This is a genomic window from Streptomyces racemochromogenes, assembly GCF_039535215.1.
Lineage (GTDB): Bacteria > Actinomycetota > Actinomycetes > Streptomycetales > Streptomycetaceae > Streptomyces > Streptomyces racemochromogenes.
Genome location: NZ_BAAAWT010000001.1, coordinates 5,312,333 through 5,335,602, shown reverse-complemented (window position 1 = coordinate 5,335,602; position 23,270 = coordinate 5,312,333). Strand labels below are relative to the sequence as shown.

20 protein-coding genes and 1 pseudogene are annotated in these 23,270 nt (G+C 72.8%); 9 read left to right on the top strand and 12 right to left on the bottom strand.

What is annotated here, in order from left to right; translation table 11 throughout:
• Positions 1-234: 234 nt before the first annotated feature.
• Both ABD973_RS24545 and ABD973_RS24540 read right to left on the bottom strand, forming a co-directional pair.
• Positions 235-1,026, bottom strand: coding sequence for a hypothetical protein (locus ABD973_RS24545; RefSeq protein ID WP_386381790.1), 792 nt, complete (start codon positions 1,024-1,026; stop codon positions 235-237).
• 5 nt (positions 1,027-1,031) lie between these two features.
• Positions 1,032-1,733 (bottom strand): papain-like cysteine protease family protein, encoded by a 702-nt coding sequence (locus tag ABD973_RS24540; RefSeq protein ID WP_241253191.1) that lies wholly within the window; start codon positions 1,731-1,733, stop codon positions 1,032-1,034.
• A 249-nt stretch (positions 1,734-1,982) separates the two neighbouring features.
• Here ABD973_RS24540 and ABD973_RS24535 point away from each other — a divergent pair, with 249 nt between their 5' ends.
• Complete coding sequence (locus ABD973_RS24535) at positions 1,983-2,933, top strand: hypothetical protein (RefSeq protein ID WP_125820761.1); 951 nt, start codon at positions 1,983-1,985, stop codon at positions 2,931-2,933.
• On the opposite strand, the gene ABD973_RS24530 is transcribed toward ABD973_RS24535, so the two are convergent.
• Positions 2,914-3,804 (bottom strand): alpha/beta fold hydrolase, encoded by an 891-nt coding sequence (locus ABD973_RS24530; RefSeq protein WP_125820762.1) that lies wholly within the window; start codon positions 3,802-3,804, stop codon positions 2,914-2,916. The genes ABD973_RS24535 and ABD973_RS24530 overlap by 20 nt on opposite strands.
• A 75-nt stretch (positions 3,805-3,879) precedes the next feature.
• Between ABD973_RS24530 and ABD973_RS24525 the strand changes: the two genes are divergently transcribed.
• A complete protein-coding gene (locus ABD973_RS24525) occupies positions 3,880-4,869 on the top strand; it encodes an ArsR/SmtB family transcription factor (protein ID WP_125820763.1) in 990 nt (329 codons plus the stop codon).
• Here the strand turns inward: ABD973_RS24525 and ABD973_RS24520 are convergent.
• Positions 4,866-5,297: a Rieske (2Fe-2S) protein gene (locus ABD973_RS24520; RefSeq protein ID WP_125820764.1), complete on the bottom strand. Its 432-nt coding sequence runs from the start codon at positions 5,295-5,297 to the stop codon at positions 4,866-4,868. The genes ABD973_RS24525 and ABD973_RS24520 overlap by 4 nt on opposite strands.
• A gap of 90 nt (positions 5,298-5,387) precedes the next feature.
• Here ABD973_RS24520 and ABD973_RS24515 point away from each other — a divergent pair, with 90 nt between their 5' ends.
• Complete coding sequence (locus ABD973_RS24515; protein ID WP_125820765.1) at positions 5,388-6,278, top strand: carbohydrate kinase family protein; 891 nt, start codon at positions 5,388-5,390, stop codon at positions 6,276-6,278.
• A gap of 243 nt (positions 6,279-6,521) precedes the next feature.
• On the opposite strand, the gene uvrA is transcribed toward ABD973_RS24515, so the two are convergent.
• Positions 6,522-9,512, bottom strand: a complete 2,991-nt coding sequence (gene uvrA / locus ABD973_RS24510; protein ID WP_125820766.1) for an excinuclease ABC subunit UvrA — start codon at positions 9,510-9,512, stop codon at positions 6,522-6,524.
• 185 nt (positions 9,513-9,697) lie between these two features.
• Here uvrA and ABD973_RS24505 point away from each other — a divergent pair, with 185 nt between their 5' ends.
• Together ABD973_RS24505 and ABD973_RS24500 are read left to right on the top strand one after the other, a co-directional pair.
• The gene (locus ABD973_RS24505) at positions 9,698-10,393 is read left to right on the top strand and encodes a maleylpyruvate isomerase family mycothiol-dependent enzyme (protein WP_345502124.1); all 696 of its coding nucleotides are present in this window, start codon (positions 9,698-9,700) and stop codon (positions 10,391-10,393) included.
• Positions 10,394-10,402: 9 nt separating this feature from the next.
• Complete coding sequence (locus ABD973_RS24500) at positions 10,403-11,056, top strand: MBL fold metallo-hydrolase (RefSeq protein WP_125820767.1); 654 nt, start codon at positions 10,403-10,405, stop codon at positions 11,054-11,056.
• Positions 11,057-11,128: 72 nt separating this feature from the next.
• Here the strand turns inward: ABD973_RS24500 and ABD973_RS24495 are convergent, their stop codons facing one another.
• Positions 11,129-12,559 (bottom strand): DUF2252 domain-containing protein, encoded by a 1,431-nt coding sequence (locus ABD973_RS24495; RefSeq protein ID WP_125820768.1) that lies wholly within the window; start codon positions 12,557-12,559, stop codon positions 11,129-11,131.
• A gap of 216 nt (positions 12,560-12,775) precedes the next feature.
• Between ABD973_RS24495 and ABD973_RS24490 the strand changes: the two genes are divergently transcribed.
• The 3 genes and pseudogenes from ABD973_RS24490 (at position 12,776) to ABD973_RS24480 (ending at position 15,706) form a co-directional block, all read left to right on the top strand.
• On the top strand, positions 12,776-14,128 hold the full coding sequence (locus ABD973_RS24490; RefSeq protein WP_206436632.1) for an MFS transporter: 1,353 nt from the start codon (positions 12,776-12,778) through the stop codon (positions 14,126-14,128).
• 111 nt (positions 14,129-14,239) lie between these two features.
• Positions 14,240-15,332 (top strand): annotated as a pseudogene (locus tag ABD973_RS24485) (carboxylate-amine ligase).
• A gap of 86 nt (positions 15,333-15,418) precedes the next feature.
• Positions 15,419-15,706: an SHOCT domain-containing protein gene (locus ABD973_RS24480; RefSeq protein ID WP_125820771.1), complete on the top strand. Its 288-nt coding sequence runs from the start codon at positions 15,419-15,421 to the stop codon at positions 15,704-15,706.
• Between the two features lie 40 nt (positions 15,707-15,746).
• On the opposite strand, the gene ABD973_RS24475 is transcribed toward ABD973_RS24480, so the two are convergent.
• The 6 genes from ABD973_RS24475 to ABD973_RS24450 all read right to left on the bottom strand — a co-directional run bounded on the left by ABD973_RS24475 (position 15,747) and on the right by ABD973_RS24450 (position 21,583).
• Entirely contained in the window at positions 15,747-16,214 is a 468-nt protein-coding gene (locus ABD973_RS24475; protein ID WP_185899488.1) for a DUF6325 family protein, read from the bottom strand.
• A 108-nt stretch (positions 16,215-16,322) separates the two neighbouring features.
• Positions 16,323-17,006, bottom strand: a complete 684-nt coding sequence (locus tag ABD973_RS24470) for a GAP family protein (RefSeq protein ID WP_125820772.1) — start codon at positions 17,004-17,006, stop codon at positions 16,323-16,325.
• A 27-nt stretch (positions 17,007-17,033) separates the two neighbouring features.
• Positions 17,034-18,896: a glycoside hydrolase family 15 protein gene (locus tag ABD973_RS24465; protein ID WP_125820773.1), complete on the bottom strand. Its 1,863-nt coding sequence runs from the start codon at positions 18,894-18,896 to the stop codon at positions 17,034-17,036.
• A gap of 53 nt (positions 18,897-18,949) precedes the next feature.
• Positions 18,950-19,369 (bottom strand): SHOCT domain-containing protein, encoded by a 420-nt coding sequence (locus ABD973_RS24460; protein ID WP_125820774.1) that lies wholly within the window; start codon positions 19,367-19,369, stop codon positions 18,950-18,952.
• A gap of 37 nt (positions 19,370-19,406) precedes the next feature.
• Positions 19,407-20,240: a class II glutamine amidotransferase gene (locus tag ABD973_RS24455; RefSeq protein WP_125820775.1), complete on the bottom strand. Its 834-nt coding sequence runs from the start codon at positions 20,238-20,240 to the stop codon at positions 19,407-19,409.
• Between the two features lie 125 nt (positions 20,241-20,365).
• On the bottom strand, positions 20,366-21,583 hold the full coding sequence (locus ABD973_RS24450; protein ID WP_164721048.1) for a hypothetical protein: 1,218 nt from the start codon (positions 21,581-21,583) through the stop codon (positions 20,366-20,368).
• A 341-nt stretch (positions 21,584-21,924) separates the two neighbouring features.
• Here ABD973_RS24450 and ABD973_RS24445 point away from each other — a divergent pair, with 341 nt between their 5' ends.
• Positions 21,925-23,208 (top strand): MFS transporter, encoded by a 1,284-nt coding sequence (locus ABD973_RS24445; protein WP_125823937.1) that lies wholly within the window; start codon positions 21,925-21,927, stop codon positions 23,206-23,208.
• Positions 23,209-23,270: the final 62 nt, after the last annotated feature.

The following is a 23,270-nucleotide window of genomic DNA, read 5'->3' as shown; positions in this document are numbered from 1 at the left end:
GCGGAGGCCGACAACCCCCCGCACCCCGGCCCGGTCCACCCGGCCCGGCAGCCGACGCCGGCGCCGGCGTTTGAGGCGCGGGGGTTCGGGGGCGGAGCCCCCGGGGGGCCGGGGCGCAGCCCCGGGGAACGGGCGAAGGGCGGGGAGGGGACCAGCCCCGCAGGGCCGACCCCCCACCCCCGCCCCCCCGGCGAAGGGCGCCGGCCGGGCCCCGCGGAGCGGAGCACCCGGGGGCTACGCCACGCGCACCCGGCGCCGCCGGAGCAGGACGACCGCCCCGCCCGCGCCCAGCGCCAGCGCCCCGGCTCCGGCGCCGACCGCCGCCGGGACCCCGCCCGGGCCACCGGGCTCACCGGCGCCGGCGCCGTCGGCGAAGCCCCCGGCCCGGCCCCCCTCGGCGTACGCGGACCCGGGCAGCTTGTCCCCGTACAGTCCCGTCACCCGGGTCCGGTATCCGGCGAGCGTCGTCCCCCGGTCCCCCACGGCCCGCGCCGCGTCCTCGTCCAGCGGCAGCACCCGGTCTCCGCGTGCCACGTACCAGGCGTCGATCTGCGGCTCGCGGAACACGGTCCCGCCGGGCAGTTTCTCCGCGCCCAGCCGGGCGTAGCGGAACTCGTCGTCGCCGGTGGCGATGTTCACCACCTGCCAGCCCGCCCCGGTCTTCGCGGTCCACAGGGCGGCCTTCTGCCCGTCGGAGGAGACGGCCGCGCTCGCCAGGAACTCCAGCCGCGCGACCGGCGCACCGGCCTTCCCGGCGACGAAGTCCGGGGAGAGGTAGCTCACCGGGGTCACCTCTGCCTCGACCCGGGGCTGCGCGGCGGCGACCGACACCTTCCCCTCGCGGGCGAAGAACCGGGAGAGGGTGGCCAGGGTGTCGGGCGCGGCGGCGGCCTCGTGGGCGGCCGCCCGGTTCTCGGCGGTGGCGGTCTGCGGCTGCGGTACGGGCGCGGCGGCGGCCTGGCCGCCCGTGACCAGTACGGCTACGGCGGCGGCGAGGGCCGCGGCCGCGGAGGCGCGGAGCGTCATGGCGGTCACGCCCCGATCCGGTAGAGGGAGTGGGTCCAGGAGAAGGTGCTGTTGTCCACGTACCAGGCGTGGGAGGCCCAGTTGTAGCGGTCGCTGGAGGGCCAGGGGTCGCCCCAGTAGACCCAGTTGCTCGCGGTGTCGTAGCCGTAGAGGACGTGCATGTGGCCGCCGCCGTTGGACCACTGGATGCGGGTCTCTATGGGGCGGTTGGCGTTGATCTCGCTCTGCACGGTGGAGTACTGGAGCCAGCCGGTCACGTAGCTGCCGGAGTTGATGCCGGCCCAGCGCAGCGCGGTCTGGACGTTGCCGAGGGTGGCCTGGTTGTTGGGGCACTCGGTGCCCTGCTGGCGGTTGAAGGCGGCGTTGCAGAACTGGTTCTGGCTGTAGTTGCGGCCGAACCAGGTGGCGATGGTGTTGCCGCCGGCTGCCCAGCACCAGTTGTTCTTCTGCTGGGCCTGCATGGTGATGCCCAGCCGCTTGGAGGCCAGGGCGGCGCTCGGGGCGTCCGCGGCCGGGCCGGCGGCGGTGGCGGTACCGGCGCCGATGCCCACGGGCAGCAGGACGAGGAGCAGGGCGGAGACCAGGGCGGCGATCAGGGCGGAGGTCTGGACGGAGGTCTGGGCGGAGGTCTGGGCGGAGGTCTGGGCGGAGGTCTGGGCGGAGGTCTGGGCGGCGGCCGGGGACGGCCGCCCTCTTCTGTTGCGCATCGCGTTCCTCCCGAATGGGGACCCGAGGTGGGGACTCGGGGTGTGTGGGGGTGGAGGAGCGCGTCCGGACGCTGTGGAGGAGCATCAGGGTGTTGTCGCGATCAGGTCAACACGCTTCAATACGCGGTGACATTGCAGTGTGAACGGTGGGGCTGTGGTGTGAACGGTTGCTGCCGTTCCACCAGGTCCCCCGGTACCACCGGCCCGGCCCCCCACCCGGCGCGTGTGAACGTTCACAGAGGAGTCGCCATGCGGCCCACCGGCGACCCGCCAGACGCGCCGGACACGGCGCAGCTCGCACGGATGCTGCGCGACGGCCCCTTCCACGCCGCCTTGCGCGCCGCCATCGCCGCCCGCGGCCTGCCCCTGCAACGCGTCCAGCACCGGCTGGCCGCGCGCGGCATCAAGCTCGGCGTGACCAGCCTCAGTTACTGGCAGCAGGGCGCCCGCCGGCCCCGCCACCCCGAGTCCCTGCGGGCGGTCTCCGCCCTGGAGGAGATCCTGGAACTGCCCGGCGGCTCCTTGCTGCGGCTGCTGACCGGCCCCCTCCCCGACGCCGGCCCGCCCCGCCCGGCCGCCCGCTCCTACCGGGCGCTGGTGAGCGTGGGCGCGGCGGTGGAGGGGCTGCTGGCCGGGATGGAGCTCCCGGCGGACGGCGGCCTGCACACGGTCGGCCACCACGAGCGGGTCCGCATCGGCCCGGGCGGCGAGCTGCGCACGCGGGAGTCGCAGCAGATCGTCCGGGCCCACCGCGACGGCGTCGACCGCTACCTCGCCGTCCACCACGGCGATCCGGGGTGCGACGCCACGCGGGTGGAGGTGACGGCGTACGAGAACTGCCGCACGGGCCGGGTGCGCTGCCACCGGGAGGCCGGGGTGGTGGTGGCGGAGCTGCTCTTTGACGCGCGGCTGCGGCGCGGGGACACGTACGTCTTCGGCTACGGGATCACGGACGGCACGGGCGGCCGCAGCACGGAGTACGTGCGCGGCTTCAGCTACGCGGGCGGGCAGTACGTGCTCCAGGTCGCCTTCGACGAGGCGGCCCTCCCGGTCCGCTGCCGCCGCTTCGCCCGCACGGGCCCCGGCGCCCCCCGCACCGCCCTCGTCGACCTCACCCCGAGCGGCCGGCACCGCGCGGTGCACCTGCTGGAACAGGAGGTGCGGCGCGGGATCCTGGGCATCACCTGGGACTGGGAGTAGGAGCGGCGTCACTCCCGGCCCGGCGGCCGGCGAGGAAGGCCTCCACCGTCGCCGCGAACGCCCCCGGGTCGTCCAGCCAGGGGTAGTGACCGGCGCCCGGCTGGACGGCGAGCACCGCCCGGGGGAAGAGGGACGCGGCGTCCCTGGCCGACCGGGCGGTGGGCCACAGGTCCAGCTCGCCCGCGAGGAGCAGCACGGGGCAGGGCAGGGCCCCCAGACGCCCGCGCAGGTCCTCGGTGTCGGGCACGTAGTCCTTGTAGTAGTGCTCGCTGACGGGCAGCGAGCGCTGGGCGGGGTCGGCGGCGGCGTGCGCGCGGGCGGCGTCGTCCCAGCGCCCGTACATCAGCGGTTCGAAGGCGAAGCGGTACCGCGCCGCCTCGGCGAAGGTGCGCGCGGTCCTCATCCGGCGGTGCGCCACCGCGGCGTCGGCGTGCCAGGGCTCCGCCGCACGGGCGGCGATCACCTCCGCCACACCGGTGTCGGAGGGCAGTCCGACGGCGGCGAACGAGGGGGTCACCAGGGTCAGGCCGGCCAGCCGGTCGGGGTGGGCGGCGGCGTAGAGCATGGCCAGGCTGCCGCCGGCGGAGTGGCCGAGCAGGTCGAGGCGTTCCAGGCCCAGGTGGCGGCGGAGCGCCTCGACGTCGGCCACCAGCCGGTCGACCCGGCACGTGGCCAGGTCGGCGGGCATCGCGGAGGCGCCGGTACCGCGCGTGTCGGGCAGGATCAGGGTGCGGTGGGCGGACAGGCCGCCCAGGTCGCCGAGGTAGTCGGCGGCGCGGCCGGGGCCACCGGGGAGGCAGAGCAGTGGCGGCCCGGCGCCGAGCGTGCGGAAGGCGAGCGTCGTGCCGTCGTACGAGGCGAAGAACTCCATGGCGGACAGCCTGCGGCGCGGCGCCCGGGCCCGGCTATCGTTCAGCCACGGCTAAACGATCGGGGGCGGGCGGACATGCCGGTGGAGATCCGCCTCTCGGCGGCCGAGGTGGCGCGGGTACGGCTCGCGGTGTCGCCGCTCGCCGAGACCGTGTTCGGCGTACGGGCGGCGCTCGGTGCCGGCGGGCACGAGGTGCACCGGCCCTGGGTGCGCGAGGCGCAGCCGGTGCTGGCGGCGGAACCGGAGCTGCCGTTGCTGCGGACGCTGCTCGGGGGCTGCCTGCCGTCGTTCCTGTTCCCCGTGCCCGGGGAACGCCTTCCCGCGTTCGGCACCGAGCTCGCGGACCTGCGGGAGACGGACCCCGCGTTCGTGACGGCCGAGTGCGCCGCGCTGGGCGCCCGGGCGGGACGGCTGCCGGAGCCGGCGGCGCTGCTGGAACGGGTGGCGGGTGCGCTGGCGCGCTGTCATTCCCGGCTGGTGGCCCCGCACTGGGGGCGGATGCGGGCCGTGCTGGAGGCGGACCTCACGCGACGGGCGGTGACGCTGGCCGACTGCGGGGTGGAAGGCCTCCTCGCGCAGCTGCACCGGGATGTGGTCTGGCGGGAGGGCGAGTTGGTGGTGCACGGACGCCGCCGTGCGGGCGCGGTGTGCACGATCGAGGCGGGCGGGCACGGGCTGGTGCTGATGCCGTCCGTCTTCGGCTGGCCGGACGTCGTCGTAGACCACTCCCCGCGCACGGCCGCCTCCATCCGCTATCCGGCGTCCGGTGTCGGACTGCTCTGGGAGGAGCCCCGTCCGACGTCCGCCGGGCTCGCCGCCGTCCTCGGCCGCACCCGCGCCGCGCTGCTCGCCGAACTGGGCGAGCCGCTCAGCACCCCCGACCTCGCCGCCCGCCTGGGCGTCACCGCGAGCGCCGTCTCCCAGCACTTGGGGGCGCTCCGCGGGGCGGGCCTGGTGACGACCCGCCGCACGGGCCGTTCCGCCGTACACCTGCGCACCCGCACGGGCACGGCCCTCACCGGCGGAGCGGCCGGACCGGCGGGCCCGGCCGACGACAGACCCTAGCCCGCGATCAGCTTGCCGTTCTCCACCTTGACCGGGACCGCCGGCAGCGGGTCGGTGGCCGGACCGCGCAGGACCTTGCCGGTGGTGACGTCGAAGCGGCTGCCGTGGCAGGGGCAGTTGCCCTCGCCCTCGACGATCTTGTCCAGGACGCAGCCGGCGTGCGTGCACTGGGCGCTGAACGCCTTGTACTGGCCCTCGGCCTGGCAGCTGACGACGACCTTGCGCTCGCGGAACAGCTTCGCGCCGCCGACCGGGACGTCGGCCGCGCCGCCCAGCTCGACCGGCTCCTTCGGGACGGCCGGGCTGCCGGCGCCGCTGTCGCTCGCGGTGGAGCACGCGGTGAGCACCGCCCCCGCGCCCACGGCCCCGGCGAGCGCGGCGGCGCCCTTGAGGACGGTACGGCGGGCGGCGGGCTGCTGCGCGGACATGCGGTTCTCCTGGCACGAGTGGCGGGCCCCGGGTGCGGGTCCACGGGTCGACCCGACGATACCGGCGTCCGATGGGATACCTTCCCCCGCGTGATCGTCGTCGGTGGAGAAGCCCTGATCGACCTCGTGCCCGTCGAGCGGCCGGCGGGCGCCCTGCTGCCCCGGCCCGGCGGCGGGCCCTACAACACCGCCCTGGCTCTGGGCCGGCTCGGGGCGGAGGTCGCCTTCTGCTCCCGGGTGTCGGCGGACGGCTTCGGCGAGAGCCTGCTGGCGGGGCTGCGGACCGCGGGGGTGGACCTCTCGCTGGTGCAGCGCGGGCCCGAGCCGACCACGCTGGCCGTGCCCTCGCTGGGCCCCGACGGCTCGGCGGTGTACGGCTTCTACGTCGAGGGGACCGCCGACCGGCTGTTCGCCCTGCCGCCCGCGCTGCCCGCGGGGGTACGGGCCCTCGCGCTCGGGACCTGTTCCCTGGTGCTGGAGCCGGGCGCGTCCGCGTACGAGGCGCTGCTGCGCCGGGAGTCGCGGCGCGGGCTGCTGACCCTGCTGGACCCCAACGTCCGCCCGGCGCTGATCTCGGACCCGGAGGCGTACCGGGAGCGGTTCCTGGGGTGGCTGCCGTACGTGTCGGTGCTCAAGCTCTCGGAGGAGGACGCGGCCTGGCTGGGCGGCCGGGTCGGCGACTGGCTGGCGGCCGGGCCGTCGGCGGTGGTGCTCACCCGGGGTGCGGCGGGCCTGACGGTGTGGACCTCGGACGGCGCGGAGCACAGCGCGGCGGCCCTCCCGGTCGCCGTGGCGGACACGATCGGCGCGGGCGACACCGTCAACGCGGCGCTGCTGCACCGGCTCGCCGGGGCCCCGGACGCCGGCGCCGCCGACTGGCCGGACGTCCTGGCATACGCGGCCCGCGCGGCCGCACTGACCTGCACCCGCGCGGGCGCCGAACCCCCGTACGCGGCGGAGCTGGCCGAAGCCGCCGATTGAGGCGCGAGACCCGGGACGGAACCCCACGGCGTCCAGGCCCACGCCCCCCAAGGAGCCCGGGCCAACGCCCCGACGGGTCCGGGGCAACGCCCCGACGGGTCCGGGGCAACGCCCCGGGGAACGGGCGAAGGGCGGGTAGGGGACTCGCACCGCGCAGCGGCCCCGCCACCCCGGCCGGACCCGCGCAGCGGCGCCCGACCTGGCCGCACCGGCGCGGCGGCCCCGCCCTCCCCCGCCCAGGGGCTACGCCTTGCGGGTGCGGGCCGTCGCCTTCTTCGCCGGGGCCGCCTTCTTCGCCGGGGCGGCGGCCTTCTTGGCGGGCGCCGCCTTCTTGGCCGCCGCCCGCTTCCGCGCCGGAACCGCGACCGGCGGCGCCCCCGCGTCGGAGATGCGCTCCGCCCCCAGGATGTCCCGCAGGAACTTGCCCGTGTGGCTCGCGCCCACCGACGCGACCTGCTCCGGCGTGCCCTCGGCCACCACCAGGCCGCCGCCGTAACCGCCCTCGGGGCCCATGTCGACGACCCAGTCCGCGGTCTTGATGACGTCGAGGTTGTGCTCGATGACGATCACCGAGTTCCCCTTGTCCACCAGCCCGGACAGCACCTTGATCAGCTTCGAGATGTCCTCGAAGTGCAGCCCCGTCGTCGGCTCGTCCAGTACGTACACCGTCCGGCCCGTCGACCGCTTCTGCAGCTCCGAGGCCAGCTTGACGCGCTGGGCCTCACCACCGGACAGGGTCGGCGCGGACTGGCCGAGGCGGACGTATCCGAGCCCGACCTCGTTCAGCGTGCGCAGGTGCCGGGCGATCGTCGGCACGGCCTCGAAGAAGTCCAGGGCCTCCTCGATCGGCATGTTCAGGACTTCCGCGATGGACTTGCCCTTGTAGTGCACCTCCAGCGTCTCCCGGTTGTACCGGTCGCCGTGGCAGACCTCGCACGGGACGTACACGTCCGGCAGGAAGTTCATCTCGATCTTGATGGTGCCGTCGCCGGAGCAGTTCTCGCACCGGCCGCCCTTGACGTTGAAGGAGAAGCGGCCCGGCAGGTAGCCGCGCACCTTCGCCTCCATCGTCTCCGCGAAGAGCTTGCGCACGTGGTCGAAGACGCCCGTGTAGGTAGCCGGGTTGGACCGCGGGGTCCGGCCGATCGGCGACTGGTCGACGTGCACGACCTTGTCGACGAGGTCGTCGCCGTCCACCCGCGTGTGGCGGCCCGGCACCGACCGGGCGCCGTTGAGCTCGCGCGCCAGGTGCGTGTACAGGATGTCGTTGACCAGCGTCGACTTGCCGGAGCCGGAGACGCCGGTGACCGCCGTGAGCACGCCCAGCGGGAAGGACACGTCGATGTCCCGCAGGTTGTTCTCCTTGGCGCCGTGCACCGTCAGCTTGCGCTCGCCGTTCACGGGGCGGCGTACGTCGGGCACGGGGATCGACTTCTTGCCCGACAGGTACTGGCCGGTCATCGACTCGCCGTTCTCCAGCAGCTCCTTCAGGGAGCCGCTGTGCACGACCTTGCCGCCGTGCTCGCCGGCGCCGGGGCCGATGTCCACGACCCAGTCGGCCACCTTGATGGTGTCCTCGTCGTGCTCGACGACGATGAGCGTGTTGCCCATGTCCCGCAGCCGGACCAGCGTCTCGATCAGCCGGTGGTTGTCGCGCTGGTGCAGGCCGATGGACGGCTCGTCCAGTACGTACAGCACGCCGACCAGGCCGGAGCCGATCTGCGTGGCCAGCCGGATGCGCTGGGCCTCGCCGCCGGACAGGGTGCCCGCGGCCCGGTTCAGGGAGAGGTAGTCCAGGCCCACGTCCACGAGGAAGCGGAGGCGTTCGTTGACCTCCTTGAGGACCCGCTCGGCGATCTTCTTGTCGCGGGCGTCGAGCTTCAGCCGCCCCAGGAAGTCGGCGCACTCGCTGATCGACATCGCGGCGACCTCGGCGATGGACCGCTCCATCACCGTCACCGCGAGCACGATCGGCTTGAGCCGGGTGCCCTCACAGGTCGGGCAGGGCACCTCGCGCATGTAGCCCTCGAAGCGCTCGCGGCTGGCGTCGCTCTCGGACTCGGCGTGCCGCCGCTTGACGAACGGGACGGCACCCTCGAAGGCCGTCGTGTACGCCCGCTCGCGCCCGTACCGGTTGCGGTAGCGGACCTCGATCTGGGTCTTGTGGCCGTACAGCAGGGCCTTCTTCGCCCGCTGCGGCAGCCCGGCCCAGGGGATGTCGGTCCGGAAGCCCAGCTCTCCGGCGAGGGCGCCGATCAGCCGCTGGAAGTAGTCCTTGGTGTGGCCGAGCGCCCACGGCGAGACCGCGCCCTCGTCGAGGGACTTGTCCTCGTCCGGGACGATCAGCTCCGGGTCGACCTCCATGCGCGTGCCGATGCCGGTGCACTCGGGGCAGGCGCCGAAGGGCGAGTTGAAGGAGAAGGAGCGCGGCTCCAGCTCCTCGAAGGAGAGGTCGTCGTAGGGGCAGTAGAGGTGCTCGGAGTACATCCGCTCGCGCTCGGGGTCGTCCTCGGCGAGGTCGACGAAGTCCAGGATCACCATGCCGCCGGAAAGGCCGAGTGCGGTCTCGACGGAGTCGGTGAGCCGGCGCTTGGCGCTGTCCTTGACGGTGAGGCGGTCGACGACCACCTCGATGGTGTGCTTCTCCTGCTTCTTCAGCGTCGGCGGTTCGGAGAGCTGGATGGTCTCCCCGTCCACGCGCGCCCGGCTGTAGCCCTTGGTCTGGAGGTCGGCGAAGAGGTCGACGAACTCGCCCTTGCGCTCGCGGACCAGCGGGGACAGCACCTGGAAGCGGCTGCCCTCGGGGAGCGCGAGGACCTTGTCGACGATCGCCTGCGGCGACTGCCGGGAGATCGGCCGGCGGCACTCGGGGCAGTGGGGCTTGCCGATGCGGGCGAAGAGCAGGCGGAGGTAGTCGTAGACCTCGGTGATCGTGCCGACGGTGGAGCGGGGGTTGCGCGAGGTGGACTTCTGGTCGATCGAGACGGCCGGGGAGAGGCCTTCGATGAAGTCGACGTCGGGCTTGTCCATCTGCCCCAGGAACTGCCGGGCGTAGGAGGACAGCGACTCGACGTAGCGGCGCTGCCCCTCGGCGAAGATCGTGTCGAAGGCCAGGGAGGACTTGCCCGAGCCGGAGAGGCCGGTGAAGACGATGAGCGAGTCGCGGGGCAGGTCGAGCGAGACGTTCTTCAGGTTGTGCTCGCGAGCGCCACGAACGATGAGACGGTCGGTCACGCCGGTCGCACCTTTCTTGAGTGAGCGGGGGCACGGGCCCCGACTGTCCAGGGTATGGGGGGCGCCGCTGCGATGGGATGGAGTCTGACTTCCGAGCGTATAGCACGCACATTCGATTTACGGCACTCCCGTGACCGCTTCACCCGATCGTGTGGCCAGGCCCCGTGAGCACTAGGCTCGGAACCATGACTGATCATGTGCACGACCTGGCCTCTGTACGTGAAGCCACGGACCGGCTGCTGACCGCAGTCGCGAAAATGGACAACGCCTCCCTCTCCGAGGAGTCACACCTCCCGGGCTGGACCCGCGGCCACATCCTGGCCCACCTGGCGCGCAACGCCGACGCCCTCGTGAACGTCCTCGAGGGCCGCCCCATGTACGAGAGCGCCGCCGCCCGCGACGCGGACATCGAGCGCGACGCCGGGCGACCCCTGGAAGAACACCTGACGGACCTCCGTGATTCCGCGGCCCGCTTCCTCGCCACCGCCGAGCCCGCCCAGGACTGGCAGCGCACCGTCGAGCTGCGCAACGGCGTCACCGACCTGGCCGCCAACGTGCCCTTCCGCCGCCTCGTGGAGGTCGAGCTCCACCACGTCGACCTGAACATCGGCTACGGGCTCGACGACCTCCCGACCGCGTTCGCCGACCGGGAGATCGCCTTCCTCGCCGACCGCTGGTCCGGCCGCCCCGGCGTCCCGCCCGTCACCCTCCAGTTCTCGGACGGCGAGTTCGTCGCCCGCACGGGCGGCACCGAGGGCACCCCGGTGACCCTGAGCGGCACGCGGGAGGACCTGCTCGGCTGGCTGGCCGGCCGCGGACTCAAGGGCGCCCACCTCGCCATCGAGGCCGGAGACGCCGTGCCCGAACTCCCCGCGCTCTAGGATTCCGACATGACGTACAGCGGAGCGGTCAAGGTCGGCGGTCCGGCCGACGTGCACGAACTCGCGGACCTGATGATTTCCAAGGTCGCGGTGGGTTCCATGAACAACAACGCGTACCTGCTGCGCTGCCGGGCCACCGGCGAGCAGCTGCTGATCGACGCGGCGGCCGAGGCGGACACGCTGCTGAACCTGATCGGCGACGACGGCATCGCGTCCGTCGTCACCACCCACCGGCACGGCGACCACTGGGGCGCGCTCCAGGCAGTCGTCGACGCCACCGGCGCGCGCACCTACGCGGGCGCCTACGACGCCGAGGGCATCCCGGTCCCCACGGACGTGCCGGTCCAGGACGGCGACACGGTCACCGTCGGACGGGTGTCGCTGACCGCCCGCCACCTGGTCGGACACACCCCCGGCTCGATCGCGCTGGTCTACGACGACCCGCACGGCCACCCCCACGTGTTCACCGGCGACTGCCTGTTCCCCGGCGGCCCCGGCCGCACGACGCAGCCTGAGGAGTTCAACTCCCTGATGGACGGGCTGGAGGCCAAGCTGTTCGGCGTCCTCCCGGACGAGGCCTGGGTCTACCCGGGCCACGGGAACGACACGACGCTCGGCGCCGAGCGCCCGCACCTCGCGGAGTGGCGCGCACGAGGCTGGTAACCGTGGTGACCACGGCCGCCTCCGCCCGAAACGGGCGTGGGGCGGCCGCTGCTCTGTTGGCGCGGCACCCGGTCAGGCCCCCGGAAGCTCCTGCGCGGGAAGCCGGCCCGCGCGCACCGCGTCGACCAGGGCCTGGTGGTCGCGTTCGTTCTGATCGGCGTACGCCTCGGCGAAGGTGACGAGCGCCCGGTCGAAGGCCACGCCGCCGCCCAGGTACGAGGCGATCGCGATCCGGTCGCCCGAGCGCGCGTGCGCACGGGCGAGGGTGAGGCCGCACAGCTCCGCGAACGCCGCCAACTGTGCGGGCGACATCGTCTCCGGCATGGCGATCCCCTTCCAGTCGCGCAGCTGGCGGATGTAGAAGTCGCGCCGCCTGCCGTCGATCCCGTCCACCCGCTCCCAGCCCAGGAACATGTCGCTCGCCGCCTGCATCAGCCGCTGTCCCGACACGACGCGCTCGCCCTGGTTGCGGTAACTGCTCGCGCCGAGGTGGTCGGCGAGCACGGAGGTGCCGGCCTCCTTGGCCTGCAGGAGGAGCGGGTCCCGGTCGTCGCGGCCGAGGAGCAGCAGGATCCAGCAGCGGGTTCCGACGCTGCCGACGCCGACCACCTTGCGGGCCATGTCCACCAGCTGGTAGTCCTCCAGGAGGGTCCGCCGGTCACTCGCCATCGAGGAGCCGTAGGTGGCGATCAGGTGCTCGAACCGGTCCTCCATCGCGCTGCGCTCGGCGTCCGGCAGCAGGTCCGTGAGCGGCACCAGCAGCGGGGGGTCCGCCGCGATGCGCGGCCGGCCGTCGACCACCTCCGTGAGCTTGTCGAAGGCCTGTAGCGTGCCGCGTTCACGTGCCTTCGCCATCGCACGGGTGAGTTTCCTGCGGCCACCCTCGTCGAGCTGGGCCGCCGCGAAGGCCTCCAGACGGTCCTGGTCGATCCTGGCGTACCAGACGTCGAGGTTGCCCATGCCGGCGAAGCCGCGCATCGCCTCGCGGTACGAGCGCACGGCGGTGCCCACGATGCCCGCGCGCTCGGCGTCGTCGAAGCCGTTCGCCCGGGCGGCGATGACGAAGCTCGCCGACAGCCGTTTGACGTCCCACTCCCAGGGGCCGGGCAGGGTCTCGTCGAAGTCGTTGATGTCGAACATCAGCCGCCGCTCCGGGGAGGCCAGCAGCCGGAAGTTCAGCAGGTGCGCGTCCCCGCACAGCTGGGCCGTGATGCCCGAGTCGGGACTGCCGGCCAGGTCGGAGGCCATGATCGCGGCGGCTCCCCGGTAGAACCGGAAGGGCGATTCCAGCATCCTGCCGTAGCGGATCGGGACCAGCTCGGGTACCCGGTCCCCGGACTGCTCTTCCAGGATGGCCAGCGGGTCCGGCCGGTCCGGGGACGGCCGGTACACGGCGTGCCCCGAACGGGGTGAGCGGTTGCGGGCCTCCTTGCCCCGGGCGGCGCGTTCCTGGGGCGTGCTGCCGGGCACCGCGCGCATCGCGGCGGTCCTGCTCTGTGACATCGCTGTGCTCCTGCCTGGACCTGCGTCCTCAGCACCGGGTTTCAACCCTAGGACCTCACCCCGTGCCCCGCGCGGGGGCGGGACACGGGGTCCGGAGTGCGGCGGGCCGGGCCGGGGCGCAGTCTTGAGGCAGGGCACGCCGGTGGCGGCGGGCACGAAGCGGAGGGAGCGACGCCGGTGCCTGAAGCCGACACCTCGGGACGCACGACCGGTGCCATGCGCGGCGCGCTCGCCCCGCTCGCCCTGGCCCAGTTCATCTGCAGCTTCGCCGGTTCGAACATGAACGTGATGATCAACGACATCAGCCGGGACCTCGACACGACCGTCCAGGGCGTGCAGGTCGCGATCACGATCTTCCTCCTCGTCATGGCGGCGCTGATGATCCCCGGCGGCAAGCTGACCGACCGCTACGGACGCAAACGGTGCTTCCTGACGGGTCTCGCCGTCTACGGTGTCGGCGCCCTGCTGAGCGCGGCGGCGCCGGGCCTGGGCGTCCTCATCCTCGGCAACTCGATCCTCGAGGGCATCGGGACGGCCCTGCTCATCCCGCCCGTCTACATCCTCACGACGCTGCTGTTCACGGACATGACCTCACGCGCCCGCGCCTTCGGGACCATCATGGCCCTGGGCGGCGTCGGCGCGGCCGCCGGGCCGCTGATCGGGGGCCTCATCACCTCGGGCATCGGCTGGCGCGCGGCCTTCGTGTTCCAGGCCCTGGTGATCGCCCTGATCATCATGCTGAGCCGCCGGGTCGAGGACCCCCTTCCGCCCGATCCCACGCGACCCTTCGACACCGGTGGGGCGGTCCTCTCCGCCGTCGGGCTCATCCTCCTCGTCACGGGGATCCTGGCGGCCGACGACAACCTCTGGCTGATGCTCGCCCTGCTCGTCCTCGGTGCGCTCTTCCTGCTGTGGTTCTTCCTGTCGGTACGGGCCAAGGAGCGGGCCGGCAAGGAGCCCCTCCTGGCGACGAGCCTGTTCCGCAACCACACGTCCAACCTGGGTCTCGTCACGCAGAACATCCAGTGGCTGGTGCTGATGGGGACGTCGTTCGTCGTCGCCGCCTACCTCCAGGTCGTACGCGGGTACGACGCGATCCAGACCGGCGTGATCTTCACGGCGGCCACGGTCGGCCTGCTCGCGTCCTCCCTGGCCGCCGCCCGCCTCGCGAAGCGGCGCGCACAGCGCACGCTGATCATGACGGGCTTCGTGCTGACGACCGCCGGCATCGCCGTCCTGCTGGCCCTGGTGGGCGGCTCGCCGAATCCCTGGGCGTTCGTGCCCGGGCTGCTGCTGATCGGCCTGGGGCTCGGCGTGATGCTGACCCCGTCGGTCAACGTCGTGCAGTCGAGCTTCCCGGAGGAGCAGCAGGGCGAGATCTCCGGGCTGTCGCGCAGCGTGTCCAACCTCGGCTCGTCCCTCGGCACCGCGGTCGCCGGCACCATCCTCGTCGCCGGCCTCACCACCCACGCCTACGCCGCCGCGATGATCACACTGGCCGTCCTCGGGCTCGTCGGTCTCGCCGCGGCGGCGTTCCTTCCGCGGGGCACGGGGCCGAGCACCGTCTGAGCTCGGACTCGGGCGGCCCTCCACCGGCGTGAGGGCCCCGGCTTTTCCCCTATTGCGACGAAACGGTCCCCTCACCCGGGTGACCACGACGGGTTCGGGGTACCAACCAGCATGATCACTGTTGGGGTCGAGGAGGAATACCTGCTGGTCGACCCGGAGACGCTCCTGCCACTGCCGCTCGTGCAGGAGGTGCGTGCCACGGCCAGTCTGGCGCCGATCGCGGACGAACGAGAGGTCCAGGACGAACTGCTCCAGGCCCAGATCGAAGTCGCCACGCCCGTCTGCACGGGCCTGGAGGAGGTGGGGGGGGCATCTCCTGCGGCTGCGTCACGCGGTCGCCTCCGCCGCCCAGGCCAACGGCTGCCGGATCGCCATGTCCGCCACCGCGCCGGTCCGGGACGTCGTCCCCGTGCCCGTCACCAGCACGGCGCGATATCTGAGGATGCGGGGGGAGGCCCGGCTGCTCGTCGACGAGCAGCTGATCTGCGGAATGCACGTCCACGTGGGGATTCCCGATCGGGAGACCGCGGTGGCCGTCCTGAACCGGCTGCGCGTCTGGCTCCCGACCCTGCTGGCGATGTCCGCGAACGGGCCGCTGTGGGACGGGCGGGACACCGGCTTCGCCAGCTGGCGCACGATCATCTTCGGCCGCTGGCCGGTCAGCGGCCCGCCGCCGCATTTCGCGGGGTTCGCCGACTACGACGCGCGGGCCGACGCGCTGGTGGAATCCGGGCTGATCCCCGACCGGGGACAGCTGTACTGGCAGGCCCGGCTCTCCGATCGCTACCCGACCATCGAGGTGCGCTGCTGTGACGTGCAGCTGGAGGCGGACGACGCGGTCATGCTCGCCGGCGTCGTCCGCGGGCTCGCCGCCACCGCGCTCGCCGAGGAGGAGGCGGGAACCGCCCTCGCGCCGTGCCCGCCGGAGATCCTGCAGGCCGCGACGTGGCACGCGGCCCGGCACGGGATGAGCGGCACCCTGATGGACCCGGAAGGCCGGCTGCGGAGCAGCGGGGACGTCCTGTGCGCGCTCCTGCGGCACATCGGCCCGGCCCTCGAGGAGAACGGTGACTTCCGCGAGGTGAGCTCGCTCGTCCACCGGCTGCTGCGCAACGGCACGTCGGCCGACCGCCAGCGACGGGCCCTGGCCGGTGCCGGCCGGCCGGGGCTCGCGGACCTGATCACCACGGGAGCCACCGGGTGAGCCGCCTGCCGAGGTGAGATGCTGGAAGCAGTGGAGGGCCGGCAGCTGGACTTCCGGGCCGGCCCCCGTCAGCAAGGGAGAACGACGTGCCCGGTCTTCTTCGAGGAGTAGCGCGCACCGCGGTGGTCGCCGGTACGGCGACGGCGGTGTCCAACCGCGTGTCGCGGCGCCAGGCGGGCCGGTGGGCCGCGCAGGACGAACAAGCCATGGCGCAGCAGCAGGCCGCCGCCCCGCCCGCCCCCGCCGCTCCGGCGATGGGGGATGACATGAGCAGCAAGATCGACCAGCTCAAGGAACTCGGAGCGCTGAAGGATCAGGGGATCCTGACCGACGCGGAGTTCGCGCAGCAGAAGAGCAGGATCCTCGGAACCTGATCGCCGAACCTGATGGCCGTCCGGAGGCGGCCTGCCTGGCTCACTGCGCCGGCCGGCCGCCTTCGGCCGCGTCTTCCTCCGCGTCGAGGGAGGCGAGCAGGGCCTGCACGGGGATGCGGCCACTCGCCACCAGCTGCGCGCCGCTGCGGCGCAGGGCCCGGGCGAAGGGGGCGGCCCACCGGTTCTCGTAGACCAGGATCGCGGCCGCGTTGCCCGGCTGGAGGGCGTTGCCCGCCTCGTCGAGGTCTTCCTGGTCGAGCAGTTCGGAGGACGCGCCCTCGAAGACGGACAGGCCGAAGGAGTTGTCCTCACCGTCGAGGTCCGTGAGTTCCAGGGCGGTGACGGTTCCGTCGGCGTCCTTCTGTACGAACCGCAGGTCGATGAGGTGGATGATGCCCTGTTCGACGAGGTCGATCAGCAGGGGGAACGCCTCGCCCGTCATACGGTTCCCGGGGAACTCGACGACCAGGTAGTCGACCGGGCCCATGTCTTCGATGTCGTCGCTCATGAGGGCTCCTCACGTGTGGCTCGACGGGCCGGCGGTGGGGGCCGGACAGCGCGTCGGCGGCCGGGCGGCCGCGTTCTCATTGCAGCATCCGCCGTGGGGCCCCGCACCTCAGCCGGTGAGCTGGTAGAGGCTCCTGGCGACGAGCCACAGTCCCAGGAGCAGGCACACGACCACGATCGCCTGGTCCTTGTGCCGTTCCAGCCACGCGCGCAGACCCAGCAGGGCGCGCTGCGCCTTCTCCGGCGAGAACACCATGTACAGCTCCATGGCCAGCAGGGTGGAGGTGGCCAGGAGGCAGAAGCCCATGAGGGCCAGGAAGGACTCCGCGTGGGAGAGGTCGGCCTGCACGACGGTGGCGGCCGCGGCGGCGACCATCCCCCAGGGCTGGAGGAGCACGGCGAGGGCCGCCGCGGACCAGGCGGTGGCTTCGTCCATCCGGGACCGCGTCGACGGGGCGGAAGCCTCGCCCCCCTCCCGCACGCGGGGATCCGGGGCCGTGGCGTCACGGCGGCTCCGGCGCCGCCGGCGCTCGCCGTACACGACCAAGCCGAAACCGATCACCAAAGTGGCGACGAGCGCAGCGATCGACGGAGGAGAGCGGGGCGGGGGCGGCTGCCCGCCGGTGAAGAGGAGGACCATCCCGATCACGGCCACCAGGCACGCCAGCCAGGCGAGGATGAAGACCAGTCCCAGCCGCACCCCGCGGGGTGCGGACACCACCAGGACGAAGGCCATGACGGGCAGCGGGAACAGGGTGACCGCCAGACCGATGAGGAGCAGGTCGAGCACCATCGCGGCGCACCCCTTCCACCGGCAGGCTCAGGCGGTGGCCACGGCCTGGTCGAGTTCGGAGTCGAGGGCGAGGGCGGCGGTGATGAGGGCGAGGTGGGTGAAGGCCTGGGGGAAGTTGCCCAGCTGTTCGCCGGTGAGTCCGACCTCTTCGGCGAAGAGCCCGACGTGGTTGGCGTAGGTGAGCATCTTGTCGAAGGAGTAGCGGGCCTGATGGACACGGCCGGCCCTGGCGAGGGCGTGGACGTGCAGGAAGGAGCACAGGGAGAAGGTGCCCTCGGAGCCCTGCAGACCGTCGGGGGAGGCGGCGGGATCGTAGCGGTAGACGAGGCTGTCGGAGACGAGTTCGCTCTCCATGGCGTCGAGGGTGGACAGCCAGCGCGGGTCCTTGGGGGCGATGAAGCCGACCAGGGGCATGAGCAGCAAGGAGGCGTCCAGGACGGTGTTGTCGTACTCCTGGACGAAGGCCTGGCGCTCTTCGCTCCAGCCGAGGGTCATGACCTGTTCCAGGATCGCGTCCCGCGTCGCCGTCCAGCGGGCCAGGTCGCAGGGGCGGGAGTTGGCCACGGCCTGGCGGATGCCGCGGTCCAGGGCGACCCAGCACATGAGGCGGCTGTACGTGAAGTCCTTCTGGCCGCCGCGGGTTTCCCAGATGCCCTCGTCGGGGCGGTCCCAGTGGTCGCACAGCCAGTCCAGCAGGGCGACGCAGCGCAGCCAGTCGTCGTAGCCGATGACGTTGCTGACCTGGCCGGTCTGGGCAAGGGCGTAGACGGCCTCGCCGTAGATGTCCATCTGGAGCTGGTCCGCGGCGCCGTTGCCCGAGCGTACCGGGCGGGATCCGCGCCACCCTTCCAGGTGGTCGAGGGTCTCCTCGGTCAGGTACGGGTCGCCGTCGACGCGGTACATGATCTGGAGGGGTTCGCCGTTGGGAGCGCCGCCGTCCCGCAGCCGCCGGAGGAGCCAGCTGCGGAAGGCGTCGGCCTCGTCGGTGAATCCGAGGGCGCGCATGGCGCGGACCGAGAGGGAGGCGTCGCGGACCCACGTGTAGCGGTAGTCCCAGTTCCGCTCCCCGCCCTCCTGTTCGGGCAGGCCCATGGTGGCGGCGGCGATCGGCGCGCCGGTCGGTGCGTACGTCATCAGCTTGATGGTGATCGCGGAGCGGTTGACCATCTGCTGCCAGCGGCCGCGGTAGGTACAGCGCGAGGTCCAGGCGTGCCAGAAGTCGCGGACGGCGTTGAACTCCTCCGTCATGTCGTGCACGTTGACCGCCGGCGGGGGCGCGCTGTCGGCGTCGCAGACGGTCAGGAGGACGGCCGCGCGTTCGCCCTCGGCCAGGGTCACCCCCGCGCGCACGTCCGTCCCGTCGGCCTCCAGGTCGACCGGCCCCAGGGCTTGCAGGTACGCGGTGATGCCGGGGCCGTCGAAGCGGGCGGCGGCACCGTCGAACGCCAGGTCGTGCGGCGCCCGGCCGTAGTCGAAGCGCGGGCGGCACTCCAGGCTGAAGTGCGCCGTCCCGCGCACGCCCCGCATGACCCGCACCACCTGGTGCCGGTCGGTGACGGTGTGCGGATCGTGCACGGGCATGAAGTCGATGACCTCGCCCACGCCTTCGGGGCTGAGGAAACGGGTCACCAGGACGGCGGTGTCGGCCATGTAGAGCTGCTGGCTGATGGGCCGGGCGGGCCCCGCCGGCCCGTCGTCGGAGACTCCGGACGGGTCGGCGGTGATGGCGAAGTAGCCGCCCCGGCTGTCGTCGAGCAGGCTCGCGAAGATGCTGGGCGCGTCGAAGCGGGGTGAGCAGAACCAGTCGAGCACGCCCTCGGAGGAGACGAGGGCACACGTCTGCAGGTCTCCGATCAGACCGTGCTCGGCGATGGGCGGGTAGGGGCGCATCGGCCTCACCTTCCTGTGGATCCTGGTCCGGCCCGGTCCGCTGCGGTCCGGTGTCAGGAGCTGAGGACCTTGGCCTTGGCCTGCTCGTACTCGGCCGACGTGATGTCGCCGCGGTTCTTGAGCTCGGCGAGCCTCGCCAGCTCATGGCCGGGGCCGGTGGGCCCGGCGCTGTCACGAACGTAGGAGCGGAAGGCCTGCTCCTGCTGCTGGGCCAGCTTGAGCTCGCGTTCGCCCATTCCGCGGCCGCGGGCGATCAGGTAGACGAAGACGCCGAGGAACGGCAGCAGGATGACGAAGACCGTCCATCCCGCCTTGCCCCAGCCGCTCAGCCCGTCGTCGCGGAAGATGTCGGCGATGATGCGGAAGAGCAGCATGAACCAGAGCACCCAGAGGAAGATGAGCATCATGGTCCAGAAGAAGTTCAGCAGGGGGTAGTCGTACTCCTCTGCCAGGTCGATCAGCGCGTTCTGCATGGCCGGTTCTCCTGTCGGTCGGGAACGGTGTGGTCGTTCAGGCGGCCACCGGGGCGAAGGCGTGCATCTCGTCGACGCCCGGCTGCACGACGCCGTAGCTGCTCTCCGGTACCTCGTTCCAGGCGCCGGGCAGATCCCCGAGGGGTTCGGACACGATGAGGCGGGTCTCCTCGGAGACCTCCTGCAAGAACGGCATGTCCGGGTACAGCCTGCGCAGCGAGTCCACCCTGCTGCTGTAGTAGAGCGAGCGGGAGGCGCGCCCGCTGGAGTAGCGGAAGGCCCAGAGGCGTACGCCGTCGGTCATGGCGAGCGTCATCTGGAGCGGGAACTCCACGCCGTGCTCGTGCCCGACGCGCTCCACCACTCCCGCCATCCTGGCGATGGCGGTCGGCGGGTCCTGTTCCAGGCCGTACGTGAGGGCCAGGTAGAACATCACCTCGGAGTCCGTCGTTCCGCCGATGTCGGCGTAGAGGGCCGGATCGACGAGCAGGGTGAGGTCCCGGCGCATCAGGTGGAAGCCGGATATCGCTCCGTTGTGCATGAACATCCAGCGGCCGTGCCGGAAGGGGTGGCAGTTCGACTGCTGCACCGCCGTCCCGGTCGACGCCCGGATGTGCGCGAAGAACAGCGGTGAGCGGACGTGGTCCGCCATCTCCCTCAGGTTGCGGTTGTTCCAGGCGGGACCCACGTCCCGCAGGAGCGCCGGGGATTCGATGTCGTCCGCGTACCAGCCGACACCGAACCCGTCGCCGTTCGTCGTCTCCACTCCGAGCTTGGAGTGCAGGCTCTGGTCGATCAGCGAGTGAGCCGGCCTGTACAGGATGGTGTCGAGCAGCATGGGCGTACCCGAGTACGCGAGCCATCGGCACATGGTCATCACCTGCGTCTCTACGGCACCGTGGGAAACGAACTGCCGTCCCACGCGCCCCCGCGGTGGCCTGCCGTGCTCTCCCACCGCGCTGTGGTCGACCCGATGTGGATCTCTGTACGGCTTTCTCATTCTCGCGTCCCTCCCCCGGGAGCGCCACGCGGGACGCCGGCGCCGTCCCCGCGCCGGCCACCGGCCGCCAGCAGCGCCAGTACGGCCAGCACCGCGAGCAGGATGAGCACCAGCAGCAGGACGGTGAGCACCGTCGGGTGGTTCCACAGCGCGAACACCAGCGCGAGGACGAGCAGCACACCGGTGGTGAGCCAGCGCCGGTGGTCCTGGACCCAGATCCCGACGCGCCCCGTGTGCATTCCGTGGCCCGCTCCCCAGCCCACGGCGGAGTCGGCCGCGCGCTCCGCCCTGCCGCGCACGCCGCGCGGCAGCCGGCCGGCTCCGGACAGGTAGGCGCCGAGGGCGACGACGATCCCGAGGACGATCGCGGTCCGGATGCTGACCCTCAGGAACCGCACGAGCGTGTCGAAGATGGCCGCGGCCGCCGCGGGCGACTGGACCTGCTCCGGAAGGTGGTCGAGGTAGTAACGGCGGGCGAGGACCAGGCCGAGGGCCAGGACGAGGCAGGCGGCGGCCGCGCCCAGCATGGTGGTCACCAGGGCCCGGCGCCGGCGCCGGGCGAGCAGGACTCCGGCCACGCCGAGGAGCACGGTGAGCACGGGCAGCCAGTTGCCGAGGACGTCGAGGAGGTGGACCAGGCTCCTGATCTTCGCCAGTTCGTCGGACTGGAAGAGCACCATCTGCTTGTCGACCTCGGGGATCTTCTCGGCCGGGGAGATGCCGGCCTTCACGAGGTCCTCCTTGACCTTCTCCACGGCCTCGCCGATGTTCAGGCTGACGGTGCCGCCCTCGACCTCCAGCGCGCCGCGGCCCTCACCGGTCAGCGCGCGGTCCACGGCGCTGTGGGCGGCCCGGTTGGCGGTGGTCCAGATCCTCTCGAACCTGTCGCCCTCGACGAACCGGGTCGCCACCTTGGAGACGGCCGCGTCGGCGGCGGAGTCCAGTTGGGGGCCCAAGGCCCTGACGGCAAGGCCGACACGCGGCGGCAGCCCCTGCGATTCGAGCCACTTCGCCAGGTCGGACGTGACCTCGGCGCCGTCGACGCGGACGTCGGCCGCCTCGGTGATGCGGTGGACGGCGGCGGCCTGGACGTCCGGGTCCGAGGCGAGCGGGGCGACCGTGGAGACGTACCGGTCGGTGTCCAGCACGATGTCGTGGACCCACACGGTGAGCAGCGAGACCGGGACGAGGATGCACGTGAGCGTGATCAGCACGGCCGAAACGGTGCCGGCCACGACCCTCCGGGAACGCGAGGGCCGCCGTCCGGGGGCGGGCGCCTCGGCGGGCGGCTCGGATGGCAGGCTCATGGCGCTCCCTGGGGACGATGGAGGTGAAAAGCCGCTTCCCGGTCATTCGACACGCCGGACCGCCGGACCGCGCGTTCAGTTGGGCTCATCGTGTGAGACGGGTGCGGCCGGTGGAGGCCGTGGTCAACCCCGCGGGGCCGGGCACTCCTTCCGGTCGACCTTGACCGAACGCATGTCCTGGGGCTGCGGGTTGGGGTAGTTGCTGCACCATGCAACGACACCCCTCCCGGCCCCCCTCCCTACCCTCGATGCTCCGGCTCGCCACCGCCGCCCTGGTCGGCACCGCCATCGAGTTCTACGACTTCTTCGTCTACGGCACGGCCGCCGCCCTGGTGCTCGGCCCGCTCTTCTTCCCCTCCTTCTCCCCGCTCGCCGGAACGCTCGCCGCCTTCGGCACGTTCGGCGTCGGCTTCCTCGCCCGCCCCCTCGGCTCCGCCCTCTTCGGCCACATCGGCGACCGCTACGGGCGCCGCCCGGTGCTGCTCGGCTCGCTGCTCCTGACCGGCCTCGCCACGGTCGCCGTCGGGTGCGTGCCCTCCTTCGCCTCCATCGGCATCGCCGCGCCGGTCCTGCTGCTCCTGCTGCGCTTCCTCCAGGGGCTGGGCCTGGGCGGCGAATGGGGCGGGGCGGTCCTGTTGACCGCCGAGCACGCCCCGGAGCGGCGGCGCGGTCTGTGGTCGAGCTTCCCGCAGATGGGCCCCGCCACCGGGTTCCTGCTGGCCAACGGCCTGACCCTGGCGCTGTCCGGGGCGTTGAGCGAAGCCCGGTTCACCGCCTGGGGCTGGCGGGTGCCGTTCTGGGCGGCCGGGCTGCTGGCGCTGGCCGGACTGTGGCTGCGCCGGTCGGTCGAGGAGACCCCGGAGTTCCGTGCGCTCGCCGAGTCCGGCCGGCAGGCCGACGCCCCACTGGCCGAGGCGGTGCGCGGCCACTGGGGGCTGCTCCTGCTGACCGGCGGGGCGATGGCCGTCGGGTACGCCGTCTTCTACGCGGTCACCACCTGGTCCCTCGCGTACGCCACCGCCCGGCACGGGGTGGACCGCACCGTGATGCTGGCCATCGTCATGGCCGCGGTCCTGCTCATGGGGTTGGTGACCCCCCTGCTCGCGGTGCTCGGCGACCGCTGGGGGCGGCGGCCGCTGTGCCTGGCCGGCAGCGCGGCGTGCGCGGCGTGGATGTTCCCGTTCGTCGCCCTGCTGCACACGGCGGACCCGCTGCTGATGACGGTGGGCTGCGTCGGCGCACTGCTGGCGATGGTGCTGATGTTCGCCGTGGTCGGCGCCTACCTGCCCGAGCTGTACCCCCCGCGGCTGCGCTGCACGGGCGCGGCGGTCGGCTACAACCTGGGCGGTGTGCTCGGCGGTGCGCTGACCCCGGTCGTGGCGACGGCCCTGGCGGACGGCTCGGGCCCGCCGTGGGGCGTGGCGGTGTACCTGACGGCGGTCTCGCTGGTGAGCCTCGGCTGCTTCGCCCTGCTCCCGGACACCCGGCCGGCCGCGGTCCGGGCGGCGAGGAGCGAGCCGGCGGTGGCATGAGGCGCGTGGCGCGGGCCGGCACGCGATGGGCCCGGGAGCCGCTGCTCCCGGGCCCATCCCTC